General features: G+C 74.6%; 21 protein-coding genes. 10 read left to right on the top strand and 11 right to left on the bottom strand.

Translation table 11 applies throughout. The features are described from left to right. Positions 1-93: 93 nt before the first annotated feature. Entirely contained in the window at positions 94-2,376 is a 2,283-nt protein-coding gene (locus HWY08_RS03120) for an ATP-binding protein (protein WP_176062880.1), read from the bottom strand. An 84-nt stretch (positions 2,377-2,460) separates the two neighbouring features. Next, positions 2,461-3,012, bottom strand: a complete 552-nt coding sequence (locus HWY08_RS03115; protein ID WP_176062878.1) for a DUF938 domain-containing protein — start codon at positions 3,010-3,012, stop codon at positions 2,461-2,463. A gap of 14 nt (positions 3,013-3,026) precedes the next feature. On the opposite strand from HWY08_RS03115, the gene HWY08_RS03110 reads away from it, so the two are divergent. Further along, on the top strand, positions 3,027-3,890 hold the full coding sequence (locus HWY08_RS03110; RefSeq protein ID WP_176062876.1) for a M23 family metallopeptidase: 864 nt from the start codon (positions 3,027-3,029) through the stop codon (positions 3,888-3,890). Between the two features lie 16 nt (positions 3,891-3,906). On the opposite strand, the gene HWY08_RS03105 is transcribed toward HWY08_RS03110, so the two are convergent. Continuing rightward, positions 3,907-4,713 (bottom strand): inositol monophosphatase family protein, encoded by an 807-nt coding sequence (locus HWY08_RS03105; RefSeq protein ID WP_176062874.1) that lies wholly within the window; start codon positions 4,711-4,713, stop codon positions 3,907-3,909. Positions 4,714-4,756: 43 nt separating this feature from the next. Between HWY08_RS03105 and HWY08_RS03100 the strand changes: the two genes are divergently transcribed. Then, positions 4,757-5,038, top strand: coding sequence for a hypothetical protein (locus tag HWY08_RS03100; protein ID WP_176062872.1), 282 nt, complete (start codon positions 4,757-4,759; stop codon positions 5,036-5,038). 15 nt (positions 5,039-5,053) lie between these two features. After that, a complete protein-coding gene (locus HWY08_RS03095) occupies positions 5,054-6,796 on the top strand; it encodes an arginase family protein (protein ID WP_176062870.1) in 1,743 nt (580 codons plus the stop codon). Positions 6,797-6,823: 27 nt separating this feature from the next. Here the strand turns inward: HWY08_RS03095 and HWY08_RS03090 are convergent, their stop codons facing one another. Next, positions 6,824-7,246, bottom strand: a complete 423-nt coding sequence (locus HWY08_RS03090; protein WP_235969426.1) for a TlpA disulfide reductase family protein — start codon at positions 7,244-7,246, stop codon at positions 6,824-6,826. Between the two features lie 345 nt (positions 7,247-7,591). Between HWY08_RS03090 and HWY08_RS03085 the strand changes: the two genes are divergently transcribed. Both HWY08_RS03085 and HWY08_RS03080 read left to right on the top strand, forming a co-directional pair. Next, complete coding sequence (locus HWY08_RS03085; RefSeq protein WP_176062868.1) at positions 7,592-8,890, top strand: hypothetical protein; 1,299 nt, start codon at positions 7,592-7,594, stop codon at positions 8,888-8,890. Next, the gene (locus tag HWY08_RS03080) at positions 8,890-10,017 is read left to right on the top strand and encodes a hypothetical protein (RefSeq protein ID WP_176062866.1); all 1,128 of its coding nucleotides are present in this window, start codon (positions 8,890-8,892) and stop codon (positions 10,015-10,017) included. The genes HWY08_RS03085 and HWY08_RS03080 overlap by 1 nt, the downstream gene beginning before the upstream one ends. Before the next feature lie 443 nt (positions 10,018-10,460). On the opposite strand, the gene mpl is transcribed toward HWY08_RS03080, so the two are convergent. The 3 genes from mpl to HWY08_RS03065 are packed head-to-tail and all read right to left on the bottom strand — an operon-like array spanning position 10,461 to position 13,963. Next, a complete protein-coding gene (gene mpl, locus HWY08_RS03075; protein WP_176062864.1) occupies positions 10,461-11,873 on the bottom strand; it encodes a UDP-N-acetylmuramate:L-alanyl-gamma-D-glutamyl-meso-diaminopimelate ligase in 1,413 nt (470 codons plus the stop codon). Positions 11,874-11,924: 51 nt separating this feature from the next. Then, positions 11,925-13,019 carry a serine hydrolase domain-containing protein gene (locus tag HWY08_RS03070; protein ID WP_235969425.1) on the bottom strand — a complete coding sequence of 365 codons (1,095 nt, stop codon included), beginning with the start codon at positions 13,017-13,019 and terminating at the stop codon, positions 11,925-11,927. Further along, a complete protein-coding gene (locus HWY08_RS03065) occupies positions 13,016-13,963 on the bottom strand; it encodes a S66 peptidase family protein (protein WP_176062862.1) in 948 nt (315 codons plus the stop codon). The genes HWY08_RS03070 and HWY08_RS03065 overlap by 4 nt, the downstream gene beginning before the upstream one ends. Positions 13,964-14,097: 134 nt before the next feature. Here HWY08_RS03065 and acs point away from each other — a divergent pair, with 134 nt between their 5' ends. From acs to yfcF, 4 genes are all read left to right on the top strand, one after another. Continuing rightward, a complete protein-coding gene (gene acs / locus HWY08_RS03060) occupies positions 14,098-15,996 on the top strand; it encodes an acetate--CoA ligase (protein ID WP_176062860.1) in 1,899 nt (632 codons plus the stop codon). A 147-nt stretch (positions 15,997-16,143) separates the two neighbouring features. Beyond that, positions 16,144-16,806: an FKBP-type peptidyl-prolyl cis-trans isomerase gene (locus HWY08_RS03055; protein WP_176062858.1), complete on the top strand. Its 663-nt coding sequence runs from the start codon at positions 16,144-16,146 to the stop codon at positions 16,804-16,806. 25 nt (positions 16,807-16,831) lie between these two features. Beyond that, positions 16,832-17,614, top strand: coding sequence for a hypothetical protein (locus HWY08_RS03050; protein ID WP_176062856.1), 783 nt, complete (start codon positions 16,832-16,834; stop codon positions 17,612-17,614). Positions 17,615-17,636: 22 nt separating this feature from the next. Further along, entirely contained in the window at positions 17,637-18,278 is a 642-nt protein-coding gene (gene yfcF, locus HWY08_RS03045) for a glutathione transferase (RefSeq protein WP_176062854.1), read from the top strand. A 55-nt stretch (positions 18,279-18,333) separates the two neighbouring features. Here yfcF and HWY08_RS03040 read toward each other — a convergent pair whose 3' ends face one another. The 3 genes from HWY08_RS03040 to HWY08_RS03030 form a co-directional block, all read right to left on the bottom strand. Further along, positions 18,334-20,307 carry a cytochrome c3 family protein gene (locus tag HWY08_RS03040; RefSeq protein ID WP_176062852.1) on the bottom strand — a complete coding sequence of 658 codons (1,974 nt, stop codon included), beginning with the start codon at positions 20,305-20,307 and terminating at the stop codon, positions 18,334-18,336. 249 nt (positions 20,308-20,556) lie between these two features. Then, complete coding sequence (locus HWY08_RS03035; RefSeq protein ID WP_176062850.1) at positions 20,557-21,015, bottom strand: GNAT family N-acetyltransferase; 459 nt, start codon at positions 21,013-21,015, stop codon at positions 20,557-20,559. Further along, a complete protein-coding gene (locus HWY08_RS03030; protein ID WP_176062848.1) occupies positions 21,012-22,856 on the bottom strand; it encodes a thioesterase domain-containing protein in 1,845 nt (614 codons plus the stop codon). The genes HWY08_RS03035 and HWY08_RS03030 overlap by 4 nt, the downstream gene beginning before the upstream one ends. Positions 22,857-22,953: 97 nt before the next feature. Between HWY08_RS03030 and HWY08_RS03025 the strand changes: the two genes are divergently transcribed. Continuing rightward, entirely contained in the window at positions 22,954-25,509 is a 2,556-nt protein-coding gene (locus tag HWY08_RS03025; protein WP_176062846.1) for a DEAD/DEAH box helicase, read from the top strand. A gap of 165 nt (positions 25,510-25,674) precedes the next feature. Here the strand turns inward: HWY08_RS03025 and HWY08_RS03020 are convergent. Continuing rightward, on the bottom strand, positions 25,675-26,564 hold an 890-nt coding region (locus HWY08_RS03020), incomplete at its 5' end, for an HNH endonuclease (protein ID WP_176062844.1).

Below are 26,564 nucleotides of genomic sequence, written 5' to 3'. Positions count from 1 at the left end.
CGGGCATCTTGGACAACCCTCGGGGGCGCGTTCTCCCACCGGCGCCGCGGCCGGGCAAGACTTGACTTCCTGGCGCGCGGGCGGCGCCGCGGGTCAGCTGATGGGGCCCGCGAGCGGGTGCAGCTGCGTGCGCTGCGCGGGCGGCGGCCCGTCCAGCACCTCGCGCACGCGCTCGACGAGCAGCTCCGGCGTGAACGGCTTCGGGAGGAAGGCGTGCCCCGAGGCCGTCACGTCGTCCCCGGCCAGGTGACCGGCCGTGTAACCGGAGGTGTAGAGCACGCGCAGGCCGGGCCGCAGCTCGAGCAGCTCGCGCGCCAGCGCCGGGCCGTTCGTCTCCGGCAGGATGACGTCGGTGAGGAGCAGGTGGAGGGGCGCGGCGCCGCGGCGCACGAGGGCGCGCGCCTCGCTGGGCCGCGAGGCCTCCAGCACCTGGTAGCCCGCCTGCGCGAGCGCCCGCCGCGCCAGGGCGCGCACCGAGGCGTCGTCCTCGACGAGCAGCACCGTCTCGGTGCCGCCGCGGCCGCGCCGCGCCGTGCCCGCGGGCGCGGCGGCCGCGGCGGCGTGCTCCGGCGCCCGCGGCAGGTAGACGGTGAAGGTGGAGCCCTGCCCGGGCGCGCTCCTCACCCGGATGGCGCCGCCGCTCTGGACCACGATGCCGTACACGGTCGAGAGCCCGAGGCCGGTGCCCTTGCCCGCCGGCTTGGTGGTGAAGAAGGGCTCGAAGATGCGGGGGAGCGTGGCCTCGTCCATCCCCACGCCGGTGTCGGTCAGGGTGAGCCGCACGAGCGGCCCGGGCGGCAGCTCGGGGTCCCCGCCCCGCTCCGGCGCACCGGCCGGGACCTCGGCCACCTCGAGGATGAGCCGGCCGCCGCCGGGCATCGCGTCGCGCGCGTTGAGCGCGAGGTTCAGGATGACCTGCTCCACGTGCCCGGGGTCGGCGAGCACGGGGCCGGTGCCCGGGGCGATGCGGGTCTCGAGCTGCACGTCCTCGCCGATGAGCCGGCGCAGCATCTTCTCCACCCCGCGCACGCTCTCGCCGAGGTCGAGCACGCGCGGCTCGAGCACCTGGCGGCGGGAGAAGGCGAGGAGCTGCCGGGTGAGGGTCGCCGCGCGCTCGGCCGAGGCCAGGATCTCCTCCACGTCCGGCCGGCTCGGGTGGCCCTCGCCCAGGTCGGCCCGGACGAAGCGGCCGAAGGAGAGGATGGCGGTGAGCAGGTTGTTGAAGTCGTGGGCGACGCCGCCCGCGAGCTGACCGAGCGCCTCCATCTTCTGCGCGTGGCGGAACTGCTCCTCCAGCCGGCGGCGCGCGGCGGCGTCGGCCTCCAGCGAGCTCGCCATCTCGTCGAAGGTGGCGGCCAGCTCGCCGATCTCGCCCCGGCGCCGCGAGAGGCCGGTGCGCGCCGAGAGGTCGCCGCCCGAGAGCCGGCGCGCGGCCCCGATGATGCGGTCGAGCGGGGCCGCCAGGAGCCGCTCCCCCATCGCCAGCGCCACCGCGATCGCGAGCAGCGCCACCCCGCCGAAGCCGGCCATGGTGTGGAGGAAGATCCCCCGGACCTGCGCCCGCGCCAGCTCGGTGGGGAGCCCCACCGCGACGAACATGACCGGGCGATCGCCCGGCCCGCGGACCGGGCGGTGCGCGTAGAGCCGCTCCACCCCGTCGCCGTCGCGCTGCCGGGTGAGGCCGCTCGCCCCGCGCAGCATGGCGGCGAGCAGCGGGCTCTCGAACCGCTCGCCGGCGCGCACCGGCGCGGGCTGCCGCGCCAGCACCCGCCCCGTCGCGTCGGTGACGACCGCCACCGCCTCGGCCGGGAGCGCGTGCCCCTCCAGCCGCCGCTGCATCGCGCCCAGGTCCAGGCCCGCGGTGACGACGCCCTGCAGGCGCCGGTCCGGCCCGAACACCGGCGCCGCGAAGTAGTAGCTCGGGCGGGAGTTGATCTGGGCGAGGAGGTACTCGCCGGCCGCGAAGGCGCCGCTCCCGATCGCGTTCCGGAAGTGCGCCCGGTGGGCGATGCTGATGGGGCTCGAGAACGGCGTGGCCGCGCACATCACGTTCCCGCCCTCGTCCACCAGCGACAGGTTGTTGAAGCCCGGGATCTGAGCCCGGATGTCGGCCAGGGTGCGCTGGCAGCGCACCGGATCGATGGGGTGGGCGAGCGCGGCCATCCGCGAGACGCCGGTCAGGAGCCCCTCCGCCGACTCGACCGACCGCTTCTGGTCCTCGGACACGAGCTGGGCGAGCCGCTCGGCGTCGCCCCGCAGCGCCACCTCGGCGCGGCGCTCGCCCTCGCGGGCAGCCGCCAGCAGGAGGCCGATGCTCGGCAGCACCGCCACCATCACCAGCACGAGCAGTCGGAACCGCAGGCTGGCGAGCCCCAAGTCCACCTCCCGCGGCGCATCATACCCGAACGGGGTTGGCCGCCGAAGGCGAGCTCGAGCCCGAGCGATGCGGCGACCGCCGCTTCACTCGCGCTGCAGCAGGAGCAGCCGGCACCCGGCGGCGAGCAGGGCGTCGTGCCGGAGCGCGAAGCCGTGCCCGTAGGCCCCGGCTCTCAGGCCCGCGAGCGGCGCGTCGAGGGGCGCGCGCGAGAGGCCCACCGCCACCAGCCACCCGCCCGGCGGCAGCGCGGCCGCCGCGCCCGCCAGGAGCGCCTCGGCGGCGCCCTCCCCGGCGGCGTGGAGGACGTTCACCGCCACCACCGCGTCGCACGGCTGGAGGCGCCACGCCGGGGCGAACAGGTCGAGCGCGAGCGGGGGCAGCACGCGGGCCGCGCCGGCGCGCGCCGCCCAGCCGGCGGCGCTGGCGCGGCTCGCCGCGTCGGGGTCGGAGGGGCGCCAGGTGACGCCCGGGAGCCGGCGGCTGACCTCGACCGCCAGCTCGCCCGTCCCGCAGCCCAGCTCCAGGACCCGCGCGCGGGGCGGGAGGACGCGCGCGAGCGCCTCCGCGAGCGGCGGCGCGAGCTGCGAGGCGAGCCTGGCGTGGCGCAGGATCATGACCGGAGCCGCGGCCGGCATAAGATGGCGCCGCGATGATCCTCGCGCTCGCGCTCGCCGGCCTCGCCACCCTCTCCGCCGCGGCGGAGCCCGCCCCCGCGCTGGAGCTCCTGCCGGCGCGGGCCCGGCCGGGCGACGCGTTCCTGGTCCACGTCCGCGGCGAGCTCGCCGCCCCGCCGGCCGGCGCGGTGGCCGGCCGCGACCTGGCCTTCTTCCCCGGGCGGCACGGCCAGGTGGCGGTGGCGGGGCTGCCCGTCGAGACGCCGGCGGGCCCGCTCGAGGTCACGGTGTGGGCGGAGGCGGAGCGCGGGGGGGAGCGCCAGGCGCTGCCCTTGCGCGCCGCGCTCGACGTCGCCGCGCCGGAGTTCCCGAGCCGCGCCCTGGCCGTGCAGCGGGAGTTCGTCGAGCCACCGCCGCCCGAGCTGCAGCGCCGGATCGACGCCGACCGGGCCGCCTTCGCGCGCGCCTTCGCCCAGCCCGAGGAGCCGCCGCTCTTCGCCGGCGCGTTCGCCTGGCCGAGGCGGGCGCGCGTCACCGCCGGCTACGGGGAGCAGCGCACCCTGAACGGGGTGAAGCCGTCCCAGCACTACGGCCTCGACCTCGCCGGACCGGCGGGCGCCCCGGTGGGCGCCGCCAACGACGGACGCGTCGTGCTGGTGCGCGACTGCTGGGCCTCGGGCAAGACGGTCATCCTCTGGCACGGCGCCGGCCTCTACACGACCTACTTCCACCTCGCCCGCGCCGCCGTGGCGGAGGGGCAGCGGGTGCGGCGCGGCCAGAAGCTGGGCGAGGTGGGAGCGACCGGCCGGGTGAGCGGCCCGCACCTGCACTGGGGGGTGCGGGTGGGCGACCTCTACGTCGACCCGCGCTCGGTCCTGCGCCTGCGCTGGCCGTGGTAGCGGGGGCGGCGGCGTCTCAGGGCTGCTCCGGCGCCGCGCGCGCCTCGGCGAGCACCGCCAGGAGCTCGGGGTGGAGAGGGCGGTTGGCGGCGCAGATCTCGCCCGAGGCGAGCATCGCGTCCCCGCCGCCGAAGTCGGTCACCACCCCGCCCGCCTCGCGCACGAGGAGGATGCCGGGGGCGAGGTCCCAGGGCTTGAGCTTCATCTCCCAGAACCCGTCGAAGCGGCCGCAGGCGACGTAGGCGAGGTCGAGGGCGGCGCTCCCCATGCGCCGGATGGCGCGCGCCCGCTTGAGGTAGGCGGCGAACAGGTGCAGCGGCACCTCCGGGCGCTGGTGGATGTCGTAGGGGAAGCCCGTGCAGAGCAGCGCCCGGTCGAGCTGGGCGCTCCCCGAGGTGGCGATCGGCTCGCCGCCGAGCCGGGCGCCCTCGCCGCGCGCCGCCAGGAACAGCTCATCGCGCAGGGGGTCGTAGGTGGCGCCGGCGAGGAGCCCGCGCTCGTCCTCCACCCCCACGTTGACCGCGAAGTGCGGCAGCCCGTGCGCGTAGTTGGTGGTGCCGTCGAGCGGGTCGACGATGAAGCGCAGCCGCCCGCCGGTCGGGCCCGAGGCGCCCGACTCCTCGGCCAGCACCGCCGCCCCCGGGCAGCGCGCGGCCAGGAACTCCAGCAGCACCGCCTCGCTGGCGTGGTCGGCGTCGGTGACGAGGTCGATGCCTCCCTTGTAGGAGATGGTCCGGCGGCGGCCGAACGCCTCGCGCAGCACCGCCCCACCCCGCCGCGCCGCCTCCGCGCAGACCCCCTCGAGCTCCTTCGCCTCCGACATTCGGTCTCCCCGCGCAAGATAGGCGCTTGCTAGAGTGTGCGCCATGTACAAGACACTGGCCGTGCTGCGGACGGTGTTCCTCGTCTTCATCGTGGGCTACACCGTCCGGGCCATGCCCGTCTTCACGAGCGTGGCGAACACCTTCGACGAGCAGTACGCGCGCTGCTCGACCAGCCTCAACCTCGTGATGCGCGCCGCCTGGATCGCGATCGCCTGGATCGCGCTCGAGACGGTGGCCGGCTGGCTCCTGGCGCGCCGCCGCCCGCGCCCTCCGGCGCCGGCCGCTCCGGCCTCCGCCGCCCCGCCGCCGCCGCCGGTGCGCTGAGGCGCGGGCGCCCCTTTGCCCCCGCGCGTCCTCCACCGGCTCCGCAACCGCCTCACCCGCCGCGCCCTGCCGGTCTGGTACTCGCCCGCCTACCGCCTGCCCCTGAGCGGGCTGGGGGCGGCGGTGGGGCTCGAGCCGCGCCGCGCCGACTACGTGAGCTGGTGGCTCCAGGACAGCCAGGCGCTCGCGCCGGAGTGCCTGCGCACCCCGCGACTCGTCACCTGGGACGACCTCGACCGCGTGCACACGCTGGAGCTGCTCGAGTCGCTGGGCCGGCCCGAGACCCTGGCCCGCATCTTCGCCGTCGACCCCTCGGACGTGCACGTCGACGAGCTCCTCACCACGGTCCGCCTCGCCTGCGGCGGGACGCTCGAGGCGGCCCGGGAGGCGCTGCGCCGGCGCGGCCCCACCCTCAACCTCCAGGGCGGGTTCCACCACGCCGGCCCGGGCTCGGCCGGCGGCTTCTGCCCGGTGAACGACGTGGCGGTGGCGATCGCGGCGCTGCGGGCGGAGGGGTTCGGGGGCCGGGTGGTGGTCCTCGACCTGGACGCCCACCCTCCGGACGGCCTCGCCGGCTGCCTCCAGCACGACCCCTCCGCCTGGATCGGCTCCATCTCCGGCTCGGACTGGGGGCCCTTGCCCTCGGTGGACGAGACGGTGCTGCGCGAGGGCGCCTCCGACGCGCTCTACCTCTCCGCGCTCTCCGCGCTGCTCGGGCGCATGCCGCGCCCGGCGCTCGCCTTCGTGCTGGCCGGCGGCGACGTCCTCGCGGGCGACCGCTTCGGCCGCCTCGCGCTCACGCTCGGCGGCGCGCGCCGCCGCGACGCCGCGGTGGCGCGGGCGCTGGCCTCGGCGCCGTCGGTGTGGCTGCCGGCGGGGGGCTACAGCCGCGACGCCTGGCGGGTGCTGGCCGGGACCGGGATGGTGCTGGCGGCGCGCTCGGAGGCGCCCATCCCGCCCGCCTACGACCCGCTCAGCCGACGCTTCAGCGGCATCTTCGGCCAGCTCTCGCTGCAGGAGCTGGGCGAGGTGGACTTCAGCACGGCCGACCTGGAAGAGGCGCTCGGGCTGGAGCGCCGGCGAGGCCAGCGGCTGTTCCTCGGGTATTACACCGCGGCCGGGCTGGAGCAGGTGCTGCACCGCTACGGGTTCCTCGAGCACCTGCGGCGGCTCGGCTACGGCAGCTTCCGGGTGGCGCTCGACAGCGACGGCACCGGGGAGCGGCTGCGCGTCCACGGCGAGGCGGACGGGCGCGAGCACCTCCTCATCGAGCTCGTGCTCGAGCGGAAGAAGGTGCTCGGCGCCGAGGTGCTGTACGTCCACTGGCTGTCCCTGCGCCACCCGCGGGCGCACTTCAGCGCGGTCCACCCGCGGCTCCCCGGGCAGGACGTGCCGGGGCTGGGGCTGGCGCGCGAGGTGGGCGAGCTGCTCGCCGCCATCGCCCGGCGGCTCGAGCTCGCCGGGGTGGTCTTCCGCCCCGCGCACTTCCACACCGCCTTCTCCGCCCGCCACCACTTCGTCTTCGTGGACCCGGGTCGTCAGGGGCGGTTCGAGGCGCTCGTGCGCGACCTGTCGCACCTCGAGCTGGCGGCCGCCTCCGAGGCGGTCGCCCAGGGCCGCGTCCTGCTCGACGGGCAGCCCTACGCCTGGGAGGCGGACGAGATGGCCTACTGGCCCAAGCGGCCCGTGGACGACGGGCGCGCGGAGGCGGTGGCGCGGGAGCGCGAGCGCAGGCGGTTCACGGTGCGGAGCGCGTAGCGCCGGAGAGGGCCGCGGCGCGGCGCCTCAGGGCTCCGCGAGGAGCGCCTCCACCTCGCGCCGCTCGAGCGCGGCGCGGCCCTTCTCCCAGCCCTGGTGCACGTGCCGGATCACCCCGCCGCGGTCGACGATCAGCGTCGCCGGCATGGTGGTCACGTCGAAGCGGCCGACCAGCACGGCGTCCTTGTCCCACAGCACCGGGAAGGCCACCGGGTGCTGCTCCAGGAAGCGCGCGATCTGGCCGCGGTCGGCGTCGATGGACACGCCGTAGACGGAGAGGCCGCGCGGCCCCAGGTCGCGCGCGAGCGCGTCGAGGGCCGGCAGCGCGTCGCGGCACGGCTCGCACCAGGTGGCCCAGAAGTCGACGATGCGCACCCGCCCGCGCTCGGCGCCGACGTCGACCGGCTGGCCGTCCAGCCCCGGCGCGGCCAGGGTGAGCGGGCGCCCCACGTCGCGCGAGCTCCGCTCCGCCGCGCGTGGGCCCGCGCAGGCCATCGCGGCGGCCAGGACGAGGGCGAACCCCCCATGGAGGGCTGTACGCACAGCGACCGCGGAGCGATTCGTCACGACCACATGTTAGCGCGAACCCATGGGTCACGCCCCGAGAATTCGTGAGGAAACACGCAGTGAATTGATTTTGGTCAGGAAACGGTGGAGCCCACTATGCCATCGTCCGACCCGCCCTGGCCGGAGCGAGCGCTCGCTTCGATCCAGGGGGCTGAATCCCTGGCCTGGGCGGCCCGGACGACGACCGCTCGAGGGCACGTCGCGATTCACTCGAGGATACCACCGATGATGAACCGGCTTCGACTCACAGTGTTCGCCGCCGCGCTCGCGGTCGCCGGCGCTGCCAGCGCCGACACGGTGCGGGCCAGCTCGACGACCATGCTGCTCGGCCGGCAGGACTTCCGAGATGGCAGCACCATCACGGCGGTCCCGGCCTACGAGCTCATCGACGTCGCCGCGAGCGACGTCCACACGCGCTACGCCGACTTCGAGGTGGCGCTCTCGAGCTGGGGCTCGATCGATCTCGCCGACAAGCGCTTCTGGCAGGGCGGCGCGCTCACCGACAGCCGCTTCACGGGCGACGTGAACGTCGGGTTCATCCGCGCGGACGTCCTCGACCGCGCGCTGACGCTCCGCCTGGGCCGCCAGCTCATCGCCGACGGCACGGCCCGGATGGTCCAGATCGACGGCGGGTCGGCCGAGGTGAGGCTCCCCGCCAACTTCACGCTGTCGGGGTACGCGGGGTCCCCGGTCGCGCCGCGCTTCAGCACCCGCGGCGGCACCGAGGTGGTCGGAAACCTCGGCGCCACGTTCACCACCGGCGGCCGCGCCGCCTGGCGCTACCCCGGGCTGCTCGACGTCGGCGCGTCGGTCGCGATGGCGACCGACCACGGCGACTGGGCCCGGCAGGACGTCGGCGTGGACTTCAAGCTCACCCCGCACCACCTCGTCGCCCTCACCGGCTCCGGCTTCTGGAGCCTGTTCGAGGACCGGATCGGCGAGGCGGCCGTCGCGGCGCAGGTCTTCCCCGTGCAGCACCTCGACGTCACGGTCGACTACCGGCACGTCGAGCCCGACCTGTTCCTGGCGCGCAACTCCATCCTGGCGGTCTTCGCCGCCGACAAGCGCAACGACGTGGGCGGCGCGGTCCACTTCACCGGCCTCAAGCTGGTCGCGATCGACGCCGACTACCACTTCCTCATCGAGGACGCGGGCCACGGCCACTGGGCGCGCGTGAAGGGCACCGCGCACCCGGGCGGCGCCTCCACCACCGCCGGCCTCGAGCTCGGCTACCTGAAGAACGCCGCCTCGCTCGACAACGGCTACAAGCAGGTCCGGCTCTTCGGCGCCAAGCAGCTCTACCAGGTGACCGGCACTCTCGACCTCAACGGTTACTTCTACGACGGCGCGATCAACGGCGTGAAGAAGTCGCTCCTCGCCACCGCCACCCTCGGCTACCCGCTGTGGCAGGGCTGGCGCGCGGCGGTCGCCGGATCCGTCGGCACCACGCCATACATGGAGAGCCAGTTCGACGTCATGGCCAAGCTCGTCTACGACCAGACCTACGCGGTGCGGGAGGTGCGGTGATGAAGACCGTCCGCACGCTCATGCTGGCCGCCCTCGCCGTCGGCCTCGTCTCGGGGTGCAAGAACACGCGCCCCGTCTCGGCCGACACGCACGAGGAGGCGCGCGCGAGCCTCTTCACCCACGAGAAGCACGGCGGGTTCGACTGCGTCGACTGCCACACCGGCATCCCCAAGGCGCAGAAGCTCGGTGAGGCGAAGCTGCCCTCGGTGGTGAAGTGCGAGGAGTGCCACCCGGAGATCTCGAAGCCCACCGACGAGCCGACCCGCAAGGCCGCGGCCGCCGCCGCCGCCGCGAGCCAGCGCCCGGTGCGCGAGTACCAGATCAGCTTCAACCACGACGACCACCTGAAGCGGATCAAGACCAAGGAGATCAACCAGGCCTGCGCGACCTGCCACAAGGTGCTGCCCGAGGCCGGGACGGTCCGCGACATCACGCCGGCCATGGCGACCTGCACCGCCTGCCACCAGCACCAGCAGGACGTGGCCCAGGCGAAGTGCTCGCCGTGCCACGTGAGCCTGCGCCGCTATCCGCTGAAGCCGATCGAGGCGCTGGCGGCCATGTCGCACCAGGGCAACTGGATCCGCGAGCACCGCAACGTCGCCAAGAACGGCGCCGAGACCTGCGCCCAGTGCCACGACCAGACCTACTGCGCGACCTGCCACGCCACCGCGACCGTCCCCTTCCGCCCGGAGATCCGCTTCCCCGAGCGCGTCGAGGCCGACTTCATCCACCGCGGTGACTACGTCTCCCGGCACCAGATCGAGGCCTCGGCCGACCCGGCCAGCTGCCGCAAGTGCCACGGCTCCTTCTTCTGCGACAGCTGCCACAAGGAGCAGGGCGTCTCCCCGCGCAGCAACGTGGGCGGCCGCACCGCGCGCAACCCGCACCCGCTCGGCTGGGCCAACGACACGAGCAAGGGGGCAGAGTTCCACGGCACCGCCGCTCGCCAGAACATCGTGGCCTGCGCCGCCTGCCACGACCAGGGCCCCGCGGCCATCTGCGTCAACTGCCACCGCGTCCCCGGCATCGCCAACGTGAACATCCACCCGTCGAGCTTCCTGTCGAAGCACAACCACGGGGACATCCGGAAGAACGCGATGTGCATGGCGTGCCACACGAACGGCTAGCGCCGAGCGCTCGCTGAAGTTCCCGAGGCCCCGGCGTCCGCGCCGGGGCCTCTTCTTTTGCGACCTCGACCGCGACCTCGACCGCGACCTCGACCGCGACCTCGACCGCGACCTCGACCGCGACCTCGACCTCGACCGCGACCGACCGCGACCCGCTGCCAGCCACGCCCGTCAGCAGGCGGCGGGGTGGCCCTCCTAAGGAGCGCAGGCCGACCTGCGTGAGACGACGGCCCGCCATACTGCCGCCAGCAACGCCGGTGCCGCGCCGACGCGCGGACCTCGTGCGCCCTGTCGGCGCGGCACGATGCGTTGCTCAGCCCGAAGCGTTTCCGAACCAGCCGCCCGATCCAGCCGCCAGGTCGTCCGGAGCGACGCCGGAGGGCCACCCCGCCGCCGCGCTCGGAACCGCTCCGCCCATCGCACGGGCGTTCTTCCGGCGGCCTTCAGCGCCCGAGCGCCGCGAGCAGCTTGTCCCAGATCCCGCCGAACGCGCCGTTCGACATGGCGACCACCACGTCGCCCGGCCGGGCGCTCCGCACCACCCCCGCCACGACCTCCTCGACGCTGGCGCAGGCGTGCGCGGGCGGCCCCGCGGCGGAGATCTCGCGCGCCAGCCGGTCCACGTCGAGCCGCTCCGCCTCCGGCACGCGATCGGTCGGCGCCGGCCGCAGGATGAACACCTCGGCCGCGCAGGGCCAGGCGGTCACGTACTCGTGCTGGTGGAGGTTGCGGCGGCTCGTGTTCGAGCGCGGCTCGAAGCAGGCGAGGATGCGGCCCTCCGGGAAGGTGCCGCGGATCGCCTGCAGCGTCTTCGCGACCGCGGTGGGGTGGTGGGCGAAGTCGTCCACCACCGTCACGCCGCCCGCCACCCCGCGCACCTCCTGCCGCCGCTTCACGCCGCGGAAGTCCGCGAACCCGGCCGCGATCTCCTCGGGCGAGAGGCCCAGCCGGGTCGCCGCGGCCGCGACGCCGAGCGCGTTCTCGACGTTGTGCGCGCCCCCCACCGCCAGCCGCGCGCGGAGCAGGGTGCGGCCACCGCGGACGAGGTCGAAGTGCGCGCCGTCGGGGCGGAGCTCGAGCGCGCGCGCCTCCCAGTCGGCGGGCCGGCCTACGGCGTAGGTCTCCACCTCGCAGCGGGCCCGCTTCGCGATGCGCAGCACGCTCTCGTAGGCGGCGCAGGCCGCCAGGAAGCCGTCCGCCGGCAGGAGCTCGGCGAACCGCTCGAAGGCGCTCTCGTAGTGCGCCTCGTCGCGGTAGATGTCGGCGTGGTCGAGCTCGCAGCTCGTGAAGATGGCGGTGCGCGGGTGGTAGTGCAGGAACTTGGGGCCCTTGTCGAAGTAGGCCGTGTCGTACTCGTCCCCCTCGACCGCGAAGTGCGGCCCCGCCCCCAGCCGGAAGTTCGACTCGAAGTCGCGGGTCACCCCGCCCACCAGGAAAGAAGGATCGCGCCCGGCGTGGTGGAGGAGGGCGCCCATCATGGCGGTGGTGGTGGTCTTGCCGTGCGTGCCGACCACCACCACCCCGTGCCGCGGCGCGATGAAGAGATCGCCCAGCGCCTGCGGGAAGGAGACGTGGGCGAGCCCGCGCTCGCGCATGGCGGTCGCCTCCGGGTTCACCGCGCGCACCACGTTCCCCACCACCACCAGGTCCGGCCGGGCGCGGTCGAGGTTCCCGGGCGCGTAGGGCGTCATGACCTCGATGCCCCACCGCTCGAGCTGCGTCGACATGGGCGGGTAGACGTTCTCGTCCGAGCCCGTCACCTCGTACCCCGCCGCCTTCAGCATCCCGGCGAAGCTGCCCATGCCGGTGCCGGCCACGCCGATGAGGTGGATCCGCTTCACGCCCTTGTAGTCCATGGAAACCGCCGCCCCTCTCCGGGCCTCGCCCCGCCGCCGCGGGGAGAGGGACTATCCGATGCCGAGCCCCGCGGCCACCGCGTCGTGGAAGCGGGCCCGGAGCGCCTTCAGCCGGGGCCGATCCGGCCCGGCTGGGTGAACGTGGTTGGTGAGGAGCGCGCAGACCAGCTCACGGTCGCGGTCGAGCCAGAGCGAGCAGCCCGTGAACCCGAGGTGCCCGAGCGCGCCGCGCGGACCGCGGCCGAGCCGCCCGCCCAGCGACGAGCCCTCGCGCGAGGGGGTGTCCCACCCCAGCGCGCGCTCGCTGCCCGGCGTGGGGTCGCGCGCGGCGAAGCGGGCGGCGGCGGCGGCCGAGAGCCAGCGCGAGCGGCCGCCCAGGGCGTCGAGCCAGGCCTGCCCCAGCGCCGCCACGTCGGCCGCGCTCGAGAACAGCCCGGCGTGCCCGGCCACGCCGCCCATCGCGAACGCGTTGTCGTCGTCCACCGCGCCGGCGATGACGCCGCGAGCGGGCGTGCGGCGGGCGGCGGCGAAGTCGTGCCGGGCGCACCGCTCGCGCGCGGCCGTCGAGCCGGCGCGCAGGAAGAAGGTGGACGCGAGCCCGAGCGGGCGCGCCACCCGCGCCTCGAACGCCTCGTCGAGGGGCGCGCCGCCGCAGCGCTCGACGAGCGCCCCGAGGAGGATGAACCCGAGGTCGGAGTAGACCGCCCGCGCGCCGGGGGGCGCCTCGAGCGGCGTCGCGGCCGCCGCCGCGAGCACGTCCCGGGCGCCGGCGGCCGCCGCGTGGAGCGGCCGCCAGGCGGGGAGCCCGCTGGCGTGGGCGAGCAGCAGCCGCGCGGTGAGCGCCGCCTTGTCGGGCGGCAGCTCGGGCAGCCAGCGCCGCGCCGGCGCGTCCAGGTCGAGCGCGCCCGCGTCGGCGAGCAGCGCCGCCAGGGAGGTGGTCGCCATGACCTTGGTCAGCGAGGCGACGTCGAACAGGGTGGCCGGCCCGGCCGGCCGCCGCTCCGGGACGAGCTGCGCGTCGCCGTGGAGGCTCGCGTGCACGACGCGCCCCTCGGCCCTCACCTCCGCCGCGAGCGCCGGGGCGACGCCGTCGCGCCGGGCCTGCTCCAGCACCTCCGCGACCAGCTCGAGCCGGCCCGCGGTCACGCCGCGGTCCCCGGGTCGAAGAGGAGCCGCGGCGGGCCCTCCTCGCCGGGCTCCGGCGCCACCAGCGTCACCACCGACCCGAGCGGCAGGGCGAGGTTGTGGTCGGCGTGCCCGGCCGCCACCCCTTCGATGGCCGGCACGCCGAGCGCGTGGACGAGCTCGCGCACGACCTCGGCGCCGGTCAGCCCGTCCGCGTCGCAGGCGGTGAGGTGACCGACCACCACCGCCCGCACGCCGTCGAGCGCGCCGGCCAGCCGGAGCTGCGTCAGGTAGCGGTCGAGCCGGTACGGCTTCTCGCCCACGTCCTCCAGGAAGAGCACCGCGCCCTGGAGCGGCGGCAGCCACGGCGTGCCGCACAGGTGCGCGAGCAGCGTGAGCGAGCCGCCGAGGAGCGTCCCGGCGGCGCGACCGGGGCGGATGACGGCGGTGCCCACGCACCCCTGCCCCGGCCCGGGCACGCCCCGCCCGTCCGGCGCGGGCGCTTCCGTCCCGAAGAGCAGCGCGCGCAGGTGCGCGAGCGCCTCGGGGGTGGCGCGGCCGAGCGTGGTGACGAGCGGCCCGTGCAGGGTGACGAGCCCGGCGCGGTTGAGCGCCGCGTGGAGGACGGTCACGTCGGAGAAGCCGACCACCCACTTCGGCGGGTGCAGCAGCCGGGCCGGCTCGAGCCGCGGCAGGAGGTGCATCGCGCCGTAGCCCCCGCGCGCGCAGAAGATGGCCCGCGCCTCGCGGTCGCTCGCCGCCTCGCGCCACTCGGCCAGCCGCCGGCCGTCGTCGCCGGCGAGGTAGCCGCGGCGCGCCTCGACGTCGGGGCGCATGCGCACGTCGAGGCCCATGACGTCCCGCAGCACGGCGACCCCCGCCGCCAGGTTGGCGGGATCGACCGGGCCGGAGGGCGCTACCACGTGGACCACGTCGCCGGGGCGGAGGTGCGGGGGCCGGATCAAGCGCCGGCAGGATAACCCCGCCGCCGCCCGGGAGCGACCCCATCCGGTGCCGACACGGACGTTGACACCTCGCGCGAATACTCTCTACGTAACGGACTCTTCCCCCGCGGGTTCCAACCCCAGGAGCGTCCGGCATGAGCGAGCAGCGCCCCACTTTCGAAGGCGAAGTGTTCTACCCGTCGGCCGAGGTGGTGGCGGGCGCGCGGGTCAAGGACTGGGAAGCGCTGGCCCGGCGGGCGGCGAACGATCTCACCGGCTTCTGGGGCGCCGAGGCGGAGGAGCTCGAGTGGACCCGCAAGTGGGACAAGGTCCTCGACGACTCCGACAAGCCCTTCTTCAAGTGGTTCGCCGGCGGCCAGACGAACATCGTCCAGAACTGCCTCGACCGGCACCAGCGGACCTGGCGCAAGAACAAGCTGTCCCTGGTGTGGGTGGGCGAGAAGGGCGACGTCCGCACCTACTCGTACTTCGCGCTCAACCGCGACGTCTCGAAGTTCGCCAACGTGCTGAAGGCCATGGGGGTGAGGCGCGGCGACCGCGTCACCATCTACATGCCGCGCGTCCCCGAGATCGTCATCGCCATGCTGGCCTCCGCCAAGATCGGCGCGGTCCACTCGGTGGTCTACGGCGGCTTCAGCGTCGACGCGCTGCAAGGCCGGATCGAGGACTCGGAGTCGCGGGTCGTGATCACCGCCGACGGCGGGTTCATGAACGGGAAGGTGGTCGAGCTCAAGAGGACCGTCGACGACGCGGTCCGGCGCTGCCCCACCGTCGAGACCGTCATCGTGGTCCAGCGCACCGGCCACGAGGTGAAGATGGAGGCGGGCCGGGACTACTGGTACCACGACCTCATGAAGCTCCCCCTCGCCTCGGGCCACTGCCCGACCGAGGTGATGGAGAGCACCGACCCGCTGTACGTGCTCTACACCTCCGGCACCACCGGCAAGCCGAAGGGCATCGTCCACGCGCACGGCGGGTACATGGTGGGCATCTACGCCACCCTCAAGTACGTCTTCGACGTGAAGGACGAGGACCGCTACTGGTGCGCCGCCGATCCGGGCTGGGTGACCGGGCACAGCTACATCGTCTACGGCCCGCTCCTGTGCGGCGCGACCACGTTCATGTACGAGGGCGCCCCCACCTACCCGTACCCGAACCGCTGGTGGCACCTCGTCGAGAAGTACGGCCTCACCATCCTCTACACCGCCCCCACCGCCATCCGCGGGCTGATGCGCTTCGGCGAGAGCTGGCCCAACCGCCACGACCTCTCCACCCTGCGGCTGCTCGGCTCGGTCGGCGAGCCCATCAACCCCGAGGCGTGGAAGTGGTACCACCGCGTCATCGGCAAGGGCCGCTGCCCGATCATGGACACCTGGTGGCAGACCGAGACCGGCATGTTCATGATCACGCCCGTCCCCACCATGCCCCTCAAGCCCGGCTCCGCGACGCGCCCGTTCTTCGGGCAGGAGGCGGAGATCCTCGACGACGCGGGCAAGCCGGTGCCCGACGGCGAGGAGGGCTACCTCGTCCTCAAGCGCCCGTGGCCGGCGATGATGTCGACCATCTACAAGGACCCGGAGCGGATGGCGAAGCAGTACTGGTCGAAGTACCCGGGCAAGTACACCGCAGGTGACGCGGCCAAGCGCGACAAGGACGGGTACTTCTGGGTCATCGGGCGCACCGACGACGTGATCAAGGTCTCGGGCTACCGCCTCGGAACGGCCGAGATCGAGAGCGCGCTGGTGTCGCACCCCGCGGTGGCCGAGGCGGCGGTGATCGGGCTCCCGCACGAGGTGAAGGGGCAGGCCATCCACTGCTACTGCCTGCTGCGACAGGGCTTCAAGCCGTCGCCGGAGCTGGAGGACGAGGTGAAGCAGCACGTCGCGACGCACCTCGGCCCCATCGTCCGGCCGGAGAAGGTCACCTTCGTCGACGCGCTCCCCAAGACCCGCTCCGGGAAGATCATGCGGCGCGTGCTGAAGGCGCGGGCCCAGGGGCTGCCCGAGGGGGACGTCTCGACGCTGGAGGAGTGAGGCGCCCCGCGCCTGCGGCCCGCGCGCCCGCCCGCGCGGGCGCGATTTCGTTGCGGCGGCGGCGGCGGCGGGCCATGATGAGCCGCCGCCATTTCTACTCTCCGTGTGGTCGGGCCGGACGGCCGGACGACCCCGAAAGGATCCCCGATGCGCAGGCTCCTCCTCTCCGCCCTGGCGCTCACGCTCGCCACCGGCGCGAGCGCGCAGTCGCCCCAGTCCGAAGATCAGAAGACGCTCTACGCGATCGGCGTCCTGATCGGGAAGCAGCTCGACGTCTTCGGGCTGTCGCCGGCCGAGTTCGCGATGGTGAAGCAGGGCCTCGACGACAACGCCGCCGGGAAGAAGCTGGCGGTCGAGCCCGAGGCGTACCAGCCGAAGATCAACCAGCTCGCCCAGGCGCGCATGAAGATCACCGCCGAGAAGCAGAAGGAGAAGTCGAAGGCGTTCCTGGACCAGGCCGCCAAGGAGAAGGGCGCGCAGAAGAGCCCCTCCGGCCTCGTCTACGTGCCCATCCACGAGGGCAAGGGCGCGCAGCCCAAGCCGACCGACACCGTGAAGGTGCACTACACCGGCACCCTCACCGACGGGAAGGTCTTCGACAGCTCCGTGAAGCGCGGGCAGCCGGCCGAGTTCCCCCTCAACCAGGTCATCAAGTGCTGGACCGAGGGCGTGGGCAAGATGAAGGTGGGCGGCAAGGCGAAGCTCGTGTGCCCGTCGGCGATCGCGTACGGCGACGAGGGCCGGCCGCCGACCATCCCGGGCGGCGCGACGCTCGTCTTCGAGGTCGAGCTCCTCGACATCAAGAAGTGACGGATCGCCGGCGGGGCGGAGGAGCATGCGCGCGCGACCCCTGACCGCCGCCCTGCTGGCGCTCCTCGCCCTGCCGGCCGCCGCCTTCGACCGCTACGAGATCCAGGTCTACCAGGGCGACCTCCAGGAGCCTGGCCACCTCGGCCTGGAGCTGCACACGAACTACACGGCGCGCGGCGCGCGGCAGCCCGGGTTTCCGGGCGAGATCCCGCCCTGGCACAGCGCCCGGATGACGCTGGAGCCGGCGCTGGGCGTCACCCCCTGGCTCGAGCTCGGCGCCTACCTCCAGCTCCTGGACGCGCCCGGCCGCGGCGTGCGCTACGCCGGGTCGAAGCTGCGGGCCAAGTTCCTCGCGCCGCGCCCGTTCGGCGAGGGCTCGTTCCTGGGCGTGAACGTCGAGGTCGGGCGGGTGCCGGCCGAGGTCGAGCAGGACCAGTGGGCGAACGAGCTCCGGCCGTTCGTCGGCTGGGAGGGGCGGTGGCTGCTCGTCGACCTCAACCCCATCATCGGCTACGCGCTGTCGGGGAAGGACGCGTTCCGGGTGGCGCTGGAGCCGGCCGCGAAGGTGGCCGTGAACTCCCAGCTCGGCTTCGCGGTGGGGGTCGAGTACTACGCCGAGCTCGGGTTCGTGGACGCCCTCCTGCCGCTGCGCGAGCAGGCGCATTACCTCTTCGGCGTGGTGGACCTGGTGGAGGCGCACGGCCGGCCCAGCTCGCCGTGGGAGATCAACCTGGCGGTCGGCGGCGGCCTCGGGCGCGGCGCCGACCAGCAGCTCATCGTGAAGACCATCATCGGCCGCGGCTTCTAGCGCGGCCTCGGAGGAGCACCCAATGGCGGAAGAGAAGCTGATCCTGTGGGGCGAGAAGAACTACTACAGCCCGTACGTGTTCTCCTGCTTCGTGGCGCTCGCCGAGAAGGGGCTGCCGTTCGAGGTGCGCACGTTCGACCTGTCCGCCGGCGAGCACCGGCAGGGCGACTACGGCGCGCGCTCGATCACCGGCCGCGTGCCCTCGCTCCAGCACGGCGAGCTCTGGCTGGCGGAGTCGTCCGCCATCGACGAGTACCTGGAGGAGGTCTTCCCGCCGCCGCGGTACGCGCGCCTGTACCCCGCGCGCCCGGCGGAGCGCGCCCGCGCCCGGCAGGTCCAGGCCTGGGTCCGCAGCGATCTCATGCCGCTGCGCGAGGAGCGCCCCACCTCGAGCGTGTTCATGAAGGAGCCGGTGAAGCCGCTCAGCGCCGCGGGCCGCGCCGCCGCCGAGCGCGTCGTGCGCGCCGCCGAGGCGCTCCTGCCCGCGGGCGCCACCTGGCTCTTCGGCGACTTCGGCGTCGCCGACGCCGACCTCGGCCTCATGCTGCAGCGGCTGGTCGCGAACGGCGACCCGGTGCCGGATCGCCTGCGCGACTACGCGCACCGGGTCTGGGACCGCCCGAGCGTGAAGGACTGGCGGGCGCGCGTGCCGAAGGGGCGCTGAGCGCCGGGCGGCGCGGTCGCGGGGCGCACGGCGGCGCCCCGCGACCGCCCTCGCCTCACCTCGTGGCCAGCTTCTCCTTGCCCGAGAGCGTCGCCCGGGCGCCCTCGGCGAGGAGCTGCGCCTCCTTCACCCGCTGCAGGGTGTACGCCGGCGCGTGCACGCCCCACGAGCCATCGCGCTGGACCGCGTCGACGATCTCCTGGGCCTGGTTCACCATCAGCTGCACCTGGGCCAGCTTCGCCTTGGGCTGCTTCGCCGCGCCGAGCGCCTTGCGGGCCGCGGCCAGCTCGCCCTTCGCCTGCTTCAGCCCGTCCTTCACCGGCTGCTGCCAGGTCATGACCTTGTCGTAGATCTGGCGCTGGCTCTTGAAGTGCAGCTCCTGGGGCAGCTTCGAGATGGCGGCGCTGTGGCAGCCGCCCGCCTGCGCCAGGCTGGAGTCACCCCAGCTCGTGCGACCGCAGGACCACATCAGGTCGAGGTACGGCTTGCCGTCCTTCTTGGCGAGCCGCCACGGGACGGTCTTGTCGTCGCGCGCCTTGCCCGGGGGCGGGTTGAGCGTCTTCGCCTCCGGATCCACCAGGATCTTCCAGATGTGCGAGGTGCGCTGGGTGTCGAAGCCGCCGTGGTCCGGGAACTGGATGGTGCCGAAGTTCTCGCAGCTCATCATCACCGGCATGTGGCAGCTGGTGCAGCGGTTCGCGCCGTGGACGTCGTTCTTGCCGAAGAACGCCAGCTGGTCCTTGTGGCAGTCCTGGCACTGCTTCTTGAGGCCCGGGACCGTGTACGGGTCCTTCCAGTCGTTGGCGGTGACCTCGTGCGGATCGTGGCAGGTCCCGCACCGCATACCCTTGTCGGAGTGGGCGGTGTAGTAGGACTGCGAGCCCTCGGTGCCGCAGGACGGGCAGCGGCTCTTGAAGTAGGCGTTGAACCCGCGCTTCGGATCCTTCGCGGCGTCGTCCTTGTACCAGGCGAACCGCTGGTGGCAGCGCTCGCAGTTCGACTCGCTGACGCCGCGCGCGCCGAGGAGGTGGGCGCCCGCCCCGTGGCACTCCTCGCAGCTGATGCCCTTGTTGATGGTGTGCTTGCGCAGCTCGGCCGGATTGCCCAGCGCGGCCAGCAGCTCGGCCTGCGACTTGAAGTCGAACTTGAAGGAGTGGCAGACCTCGCAGTACGAGCTGGCCGGCTGGAAGAGCATGCTCTTGCGGTTCTTCGCGCCGTAGGAGGTCATGCCCCAGCGGCCGGAGCCGTTGTCGCCGAAGTCCTCGAGCTTGGTGGGGAAGCCCGGGACGTAGGAGGCGATGGTCTTCGCCACCTCCGGCGTGATCGACTCGGCCCAGGTGCGGGAGCTCTGGTTCCCGCCCGCGACCAGCGTGCCGGTCCGGTCGCGGAGCGTGCCGCCCTCGACGTGGTAGGTGCCGCGCACGAGCCACGCGTCGAGGAAGCCGTACTTGGTGCGCGGGGTGCCGATGACCGCGTAGACCATGTCGGGCGTGATGCCGTCCGGCAGCACCGACGCCTGGCCGTACAGGTTCTTGGTGAGGTCGGGGGCCTCGGTCACCTCGTCCGGGAAGCGCACCACCAGGTTGTGGCGGGAGCGCAGCCACTTCTCGTACTGCACCGGGTGGCACTCCCCGCACTTCTTCGAGCCGACGAACCTGTTCGGCAGGTCGAGGATGGACTCCTGCCCGAGGCGGTAGGTGATGGAGGCCTGGCGGTTGTTCTCCTTCTCGTACTCCTTGCCGCCGCCGAATTCGACGAACTCCTCCTCGCGGTCGCTGATCTGGTACTTGCCGACCAGCCGCCCCTCCTGCTCGTACTTGAAGAGCGGGTGGTTCTTCTTCAGGAACGCGTGGAACTCCTTCTCCTGCTCGACGTAGCCCTCGAGCGTGCGCGGCTCCGGCATCTCGGCCGCGGCCGGCACGTCTTGCCTGGGCCCCGGCTTCGCGGCGCTGGCGAGGGCCGAGCTCGCCCCCAGCACCACGACCACGGCCAGCGCGCCTCTCAGGGCGTTCGTGACCTCGTGTCGCATGTCCCTTCCCTCCCCGGTGGATCGGTGTCCTGCTCCGCGCGCGTGGGCGTCCGCCCCGTCCGCGTCCACCCATCGTGCGCCGCGCCGACCTCGACGGGGGGAGGCGTCTGGGCGCGCGCTCCTCGGCCGCACCCCGCGCGGAGTCACCACGCGGTGGGGTCTGCGGCTTCTGGACGCAGCCAGCGAGGTGCACGGGGGAACCCGCCGCCGCTCCTCGGCGGCGGGCGATCGCGCGGCGTGCGCCGGGCGTCAGCGGAGCCGCCGCCAGTAGACGAGCTCCGCCACCTCCGGCAGCACGAACCCTGGCAGCGCGCCGACGCGGGCGTAGCCGTGGCGCTCGTAGAAGCGCTGGGCCGCCTCGTTGAAGTCGGAGACGAGCAGGAAGGCGTGGCGGCTCGCCTTCGCCACCTCCGCCTCGAAGGCGGCCAGCAGCGCCGCGCCGGCTCCGCCGCCCTGCGCCCCCTCGGCGAGCGCGATGAGGCGCAGGTACCCGCCCACCCCCAGCGTGCCCTCGCGCAGGAACCAGGCGAGCCCCCGCGCCTCGCCGCCGGCCTCCCAGGCGAGGAGCCCGTCGCCGCGCGCCAGCGCCGCGGCCAGGTCGGCGGCGATCGCGTCCGCGCTCCGCCGGTAGCGCGCCATGAGCGGCAGCGCGGCCAGCGCAGGCGCGAGCGCGGGGACGTCGGCGGGGCGCAGCGGGCGAACGCTCACGGGGTGAGCCTAGCGCCGGCGTCCACCGGCAGGAAGGGCGCTGGTGCCCCGCCGCGCCGCGCCCGGACGGTCGCGCTCGCCCCCGGCGCGAGGTCGAGCCACACCCGGGCCCGGCCGGGGCCGACGGACCGCCCGATCACCTCCGCGCCTTCGACCGCCAGCTCCACCTCGGCGGGCGCGGCCAGCGTGAGCCCGAGCAGCGGCCCCTGCCCCCGGTTCTCGACCCGGGCGGCGCCGTCGGGCAGGTAGGCGACGTGCAGGTCGCCGAGCGCGCGCAGCCGGTCGCCGGCCTCCGCCCAGGTCAGCGAGGCGAGCCGGCCGGCCCGCGCCCGGGCCCCGAGCCGCCCCAGCGCCGCGTCCAGCGCCGGGTCGATGACCAGCGCGCCGCCGGGCCCCGGCCGCACCGCCAGGCGCGCCAGGTGCTCGGGACGGGTGGTGGTGCGCGCTGAGGCCGACAGGTAGGTGTGCGCCACGAACAGCCCGCGGCGCGCCTCCAGCCGGTCGAGCGCGGCGTCGGAGAGCGCCGCCCCCAGCTCCGCCGGCGGCGCGTAGAACATGCTCGACTCGAACACCCACAGGCGCGGGTCGACCGGCAGCGGGTAGATGGGCGGCGCCGGCTCGCGCGGCGGCCGCGCCGAGAAGAGGTCCACCACCTCGGCGCGCCGGAAGCCCCCCAGGTCGCCGGCCTCCCACACCCAGCGGAAGCCCGCTCCCGCCAGGAGATCGCGGATCCCGTAGCGCCCGTCGGCGCGCCAGCCCTCGCTCGAGATGGCCTCGCAGTTCGTGTAGGGCTCGTGGTCGATCCAGGTCACCACGCCTAGCGCCCGGAGCGCCGCGAGCCCGCCCTGGACGGCAGCGCGGTCGTCGGGGCCGCCGGTGATGGAGTGCGAGGCGACCTCGGAGCCGGCGGCGCGGAGCGCCTCGGCGAGCGCGCGCGCCTCCGGGTCGGTCTCGAGCCCGCCGCGCCGGGCGCGCACGAAGAAGCTCTTCGTCAGCCGCACCCCGTGCCCGATGAACCCGCCCCGCACCGGGACCGGCCCCGGCGCCGCCGACGAGCCGTAGAGCACCGCCCGCAGCGCCGCCGGATCGGTGCGGTCGGCGTGGTCGGTGAACACCACCGCCGCCTGCGCCCCCGAGGGCCAGCGCTCCGGCACGAGCGGGTGGGCGGGCGCGCCCGGCGCCAGCGCGAAGAGCGTCGCGCGGGCCTCCACCGTCTCCCCGGCGCGGCGGTGCGTCCGGCCGAGGAACGTCTTGTGCTCCAGCCGGCCGAAGTCGATGGGCGCGCCCTCGGCCAGGCCGGGGAGGCTCGGGAGGCAGCTCGGGTAGACGGCGAACGGGTGCGCCCCGGCGTCGTCGAGGACGAGGTCGACCTCCAGCTCGCGCCCCGCCGGCGTGTAGCGCGCGGCGGCGAGCCCCGGCCCGCCGACCAGCGCCAGCGCCGGGGTGAGCGCGGCGATGGGCGTCCCCCGGTCCACCCGCAGGGGCCCGCGCAGCGGGGCGAGCTCGAGGTCGCGCCCCAGCGCGCGGGCCGGGCCGGGGAGGACGAGCCGCACCGCCTCGCGCTCCACCTCCGCCGCCACCCGCCAGGCGACGGTGAGGCGCAGCTCGAAGGCGCCCGGGCCGGCCGGCGCGACGCGCACGGTGGCCCGCAGCCGCGCGTCCTCGGCGACGCCCACCCGCTCCGCCCCCTCGCTCCGCCAGGTGAAGGCGGGGCTGGGCGCGGCGGGCGTGGCCACCACCTCCAGCCGGGCGCGCACCGGCGCGCCCCCGAGGTGGAGGGCGGCGGGCGGGGCCGCCGCGAGGGCGGCGAGCTGCAGCGCGGCGAGCGGGGCGAGGAGCATGCGCGGCGCGGATGATCCCATGCGCCCCCGCGGCCCCGCAACGCGCCGCGCGCGGAGGCTTCGCTTTTTCCGGGCAGCCGGGGTAGGTCTGCGTCCGATGGTCACCTCCCCTTCCGCGCTGGCCGCGCCGCTCGCGCCGCCCGACGGCGGCCCGCTCTCGCCCGACGCCATCCTCGACCGGTTCGTCGCCTGGGTCGGCTCGACCGGCCTCTCCCTCTACCCGGCGCAGGAGGAGGCGATCCTGGCGCTCCTCGACGGGCAGCACGTGGTGCTCGCGACGCCGACCGGCTCGGGCAAGTCGCTCGTCGCCACCTTCCTCCACTGGAAGGCGATGGCGGAGGGGAAGCGCTCCATCTACACCTGCCCCATCAAGGCGCTCGTGAACGAGAAGTTCTTCGCGCTCTGCCAGCTCTTCGGGGCGGAGAACGTCGGCATGACCACCGGCGACGCCGCCATCAACCCGGACGCGCCCGTGCTGTGCTGCACGGCCGAGATCCTGGCCAGCATGGCGCTGCGCGAGGCGCGCCCGCGGGCCGACGCGGTGGTGATGGACGAGTTCCACTACTACGGCGACCGCGAGCGGGGGCAGGCCTGGCAGGTGCCGCTGCTCCTGCTCGAGGACACGACCTACCTGCTCATGTCGGCCACGCTGGGCGACGTGTCGGGGGTGAAGGAGGGGCTGCGCGAGCTCACCGGGCGAGCGGTGGCCGACGTCCGCAGCGCGGTGCGCCCGGTGCCGCTCGAGTTCGAGTGGCGCGAGACGCCGCTGCACGAGACGCTCGAGGCGCTGGTCGAGGCGGGGAAGGCGCCCGTCTACCTGGTGAACTTCACCCAGAAGGCGGCCGCCGAGCAGGCGCAGAACCTCATGAGCGCCAACTTCTCCTCGCGCGAGGACAAGGAGCGCATCCGCGCCGCCCTGGACGGCGTCCGCTTCGACACGCCCTACGGGAAGGACCTCTCGCGCTTCCTCCGGCACGGCGTGGGCCTCCACCACGCCGGGCTCCTGCCGCGCTACCGGCTCGCGGTCGAGAAGCTCGCCCAGGGCGGCCTGCTCAAGGTCGTCTCCGGCACCGACACGCTGGGGATGGGCGTCAACATCCCGATCCGGACGGTGCTCTTCACGCAGCTCTGCAAGTTCGACGGTGAGAAGACCGCCCTCCTCTCCGCCCGCGACTTCCACCAGATCTCCGGGCGCGCCGGGCGCAAGGGCTTCGACGAGCGCGGCTACGTGGTGGCCCAGGCCCCGGAGCACGTGGTCGAGAACAAGCGGCTCGCCGAGAAGGCCGCCGCCGGCAAGAAGGTGGTGAAGAAGCAGCCGCCGCAGAAGGGCTACGTCCCGTGGGACCGGACCACCTTCGAGCGGCTGCAGACCAAGGAGCCGGAGGCGCTCACCGCCCGCTTCGAGGTGGGCTTCGGGCTGCTCCTCGACCTGGTGCAGAGCGCGACCACCCAGCGCGGCGGCGGCTACGGCCGGCTGGTGCAGATGATCGGCCGGGCGCACGAGACGCCGTACGGCCGCACCAAGCTGCGCCGCCTGGCCGCGGCGCGCTTCCGCACCCTGCGACGCGCCGGGCTGATCGAGCTGCGGGAGGTGGAGGGCTACCGCGGCCGCTACGTCCGGCCCGCGCCCGGGCTGCAGCGCGACTTCTCGCTCCGGCAGACGCTCTCGCTCTGGCTGCTCGACACCCTCCCGCAGGTGCCGCGCGAGGGCGAGAGCTACGCCCTGGACGTCCTCACGCTGTGCGAGTCGATCCTGGAGAACCCCGACCCGGTGCTCTGGAAGCAGCTCGACGTGGCGCGCGGCAAGGCGATCGCGGAGATGAAGGCGAAGGGCATGGAGTACGACGAGCGGATGGCGGAGCTGGAGAAGGTCGAGTACCCGAAGCCGCACGCCGACTTCGTGTACGCGACGTTCAACGCCTTCGCGGAGCGCCACCCGTGGGTGGGCCAGGAGAACATCCGGCCGAAGTCGGTCGCCCGCGAGCTGGCCGAGCGGTACATGACGTTCAACGAGTACGTGAGCGAGTACGGCCTGGAGCGCTCCGAGGGCCTCCTCCTCCGGTACCTCTCCGACGCGTTCAAGACGCTGGTCCAGGGCGTGCCCGAGGCGTACCGCGACGAGCGCGTGGACGACCTGCTCGTCTTCCTGCGCGCCACCGTGCGCGGCGCCGACGCCTCGCTGCTGGACGAGTGGGAGCGGATGCGCGACCCCTCCTACCGCGCCGCGCCGGCCGACCAGCGCGCCGCGCTGGCGGCCCTGCCGCCGCGGGTCGCGCAGCCCGACGACGACCCGCGCGCCTTCGCCGCCCGCGTCCGCCACGAGCTGCACCGGCTGCTGGTCGCGGTGGCGCAGCAGCGCTGGGACGCCGCCGCCGCCGCGCTGTGGGATCCGGACGGCGCCTGGCCGCCGGCGCGCCTCCAGGCCGAGCTCGCCCCATACTTCGCCGAGCACGGCGCCGTCGACACGCGCCCGGTGGCGCGCGCCCCCCACAACACCCTGCTCCAGAAGACCGGCCCCCGCACCTACTCCGCCCAGCAGCGCCTGGTGGACCCCGAGGGCGAGGTGGACTGGGTGCTCGACTGCACGATCGACCTCGCGGTGGACCGCCCGGGCGACGCGCCGCTGCTCGAGCTGGTGCGCGCGGGGACGTGAGCGAGGCGGAGCCGCGCACGCGTCCCTCTTCTCCCTCGCCTCGCGAAGCGGGAGCGCAGCGGGGAGCCGGGGGAGAGGGGCCGCTCAACCCCGCCAGGCCCCGCAAGACACTGGCAGCAGTTCCGAACGAGCGTCAGGGTTGGCCTCCGCCGCACCCCGCAGCCCTCACCCCGCCGAAACCTCCACGCCCCCGCCGGACCGCCTCGCGGGCTCCGGCCCGCTCCACGCCTTCCCGCCCAGGAACCACCGCAGCGCCTCAGGCGCCCGCCCCACCACGCGCAGGTGGCCGGCGTGGATGCAGCGGAGGTGGTGGAACGCGCAGAGGCCGAGCTGGTTGTCGAGCTCGTCCCCGCCGCCGTGGGAGCGGAAGAGGACGTGGTGCGCGTGCGTCGCGCGGCGGCTGCAGCCGGGGACCTGGCAATGGCCCTCGTCCCGCTCCCGGACCTTCCGCGAGCGGCTTCGGGTGCGCTTGCAGAAGCTCTTCCAGGTGTCGAGGAAGTGCCGCGCGAGGACGGCGAGGCAGGTCCCGAGCGGCAGCGGCCTCCCGGTCAGGTCGCGCACGGCCTGCACCGCGGCGGCGAGCACCGCCGCCATCCGGAGCGCCAGCGGGACGGCCAGCCTCCCCTGCGCACGCATCCGCCGCTCGGCCTCGCCCTCGAGCTCGCGCCGGAGCGCGACGCAGGTGAGGCCCTTCGCCCGTGGGGTCCAGCGGGCGATCTCCGGCTCGGGCAGCTTCGCGAGGAGCCGCAGCTTCTCGAACGCCAGCCCCTCGCGCTTCGCCTCCTGGAGCGCCGGCGAGGCCCAGCGCCGCTCCTCGACCTTGGCCCGCTCCTCGATCGAGCGCGCCGCGAGCCCCAGCCGCTCCTCGCTGTACTGGCGGAAGCTCGCGAACCCGACGAGCCGGTACAGCTGGCTCTTCCGGACCGCGAGGGCGCAGTAGCCGACGAGGTCCTCCCACTCCGCCCGCAGGGCGGCGAGCTCCCGCAGTCGGCCGTCCACCTCCTGGGCGGTGGCGGTCTCGTAGAAGCGGACGTCCGGGGCCGCGATGTCCGGCA

This window comes from Anaeromyxobacter diazotrophicus (genome assembly GCF_013340205.1).
Taxonomy (GTDB): Bacteria; Myxococcota; Myxococcia; order Myxococcales; family Anaeromyxobacteraceae; genus Anaeromyxobacter_A; species Anaeromyxobacter_A diazotrophicus.
This window is presented reverse-complemented; position numbering and strand designations above follow the sequence as displayed.

Excerpts from the sequence above, each read along its gene's own strand:
- HWY08_RS03115 (WP_176062878.1), bottom strand. The coding sequence starts at position 3,012 with ATGCCGGCCGCGGCTCCGGTCATGATCCTGCGCCACGCCAGGCTCGCC.
- HWY08_RS03110 (WP_176062876.1), top strand. The coding sequence starts at position 3,027 with ATGATCCTCGCGCTCGCGCTCGCCGGCCTCGCCACCCTCTCCGCCGCG.
- HWY08_RS03105 (WP_176062874.1), bottom strand. The coding sequence starts at position 4,713 with ATGTCGGAGGCGAAGGAGCTCGAGGGGGTCTGCGCGGAGGCGGCGCGG.
- HWY08_RS03100 (WP_176062872.1), top strand. The coding sequence starts at position 4,757 with ATGTACAAGACACTGGCCGTGCTGCGGACGGTGTTCCTCGTCTTCATC.
- HWY08_RS03085 (WP_176062868.1), top strand. The coding sequence starts at position 7,592 with ATGAACCGGCTTCGACTCACAGTGTTCGCCGCCGCGCTCGCGGTCGCC.
- HWY08_RS03080 (WP_176062866.1), top strand. The coding sequence starts at position 8,890 with ATGAAGACCGTCCGCACGCTCATGCTGGCCGCCCTCGCCGTCGGCCTC.
- mpl (WP_176062864.1), bottom strand. The coding sequence starts at position 11,873 with ATGGACTACAAGGGCGTGAAGCGGATCCACCTCATCGGCGTGGCCGGC.
- acs (WP_176062860.1), top strand. The coding sequence starts at position 14,098 with ATGAGCGAGCAGCGCCCCACTTTCGAAGGCGAAGTGTTCTACCCGTCG.
- HWY08_RS03055 (WP_176062858.1), top strand. The coding sequence starts at position 16,144 with ATGCGCAGGCTCCTCCTCTCCGCCCTGGCGCTCACGCTCGCCACCGGC.
- HWY08_RS03050 (WP_176062856.1), top strand. The coding sequence starts at position 16,832 with ATGCGCGCGCGACCCCTGACCGCCGCCCTGCTGGCGCTCCTCGCCCTG.
- yfcF (WP_176062854.1), top strand. The coding sequence starts at position 17,637 with ATGGCGGAAGAGAAGCTGATCCTGTGGGGCGAGAAGAACTACTACAGC.
- HWY08_RS03040 (WP_176062852.1), bottom strand. The coding sequence starts at position 20,307 with ATGCGACACGAGGTCACGAACGCCCTGAGAGGCGCGCTGGCCGTGGTC.
- HWY08_RS03030 (WP_176062848.1), bottom strand. The coding sequence starts at position 22,856 with ATGCTCCTCGCCCCGCTCGCCGCGCTGCAGCTCGCCGCCCTCGCGGCG.
- HWY08_RS03025 (WP_176062846.1), top strand. The coding sequence starts at position 22,954 with ATGGTCACCTCCCCTTCCGCGCTGGCCGCGCCGCTCGCGCCGCCCGAC.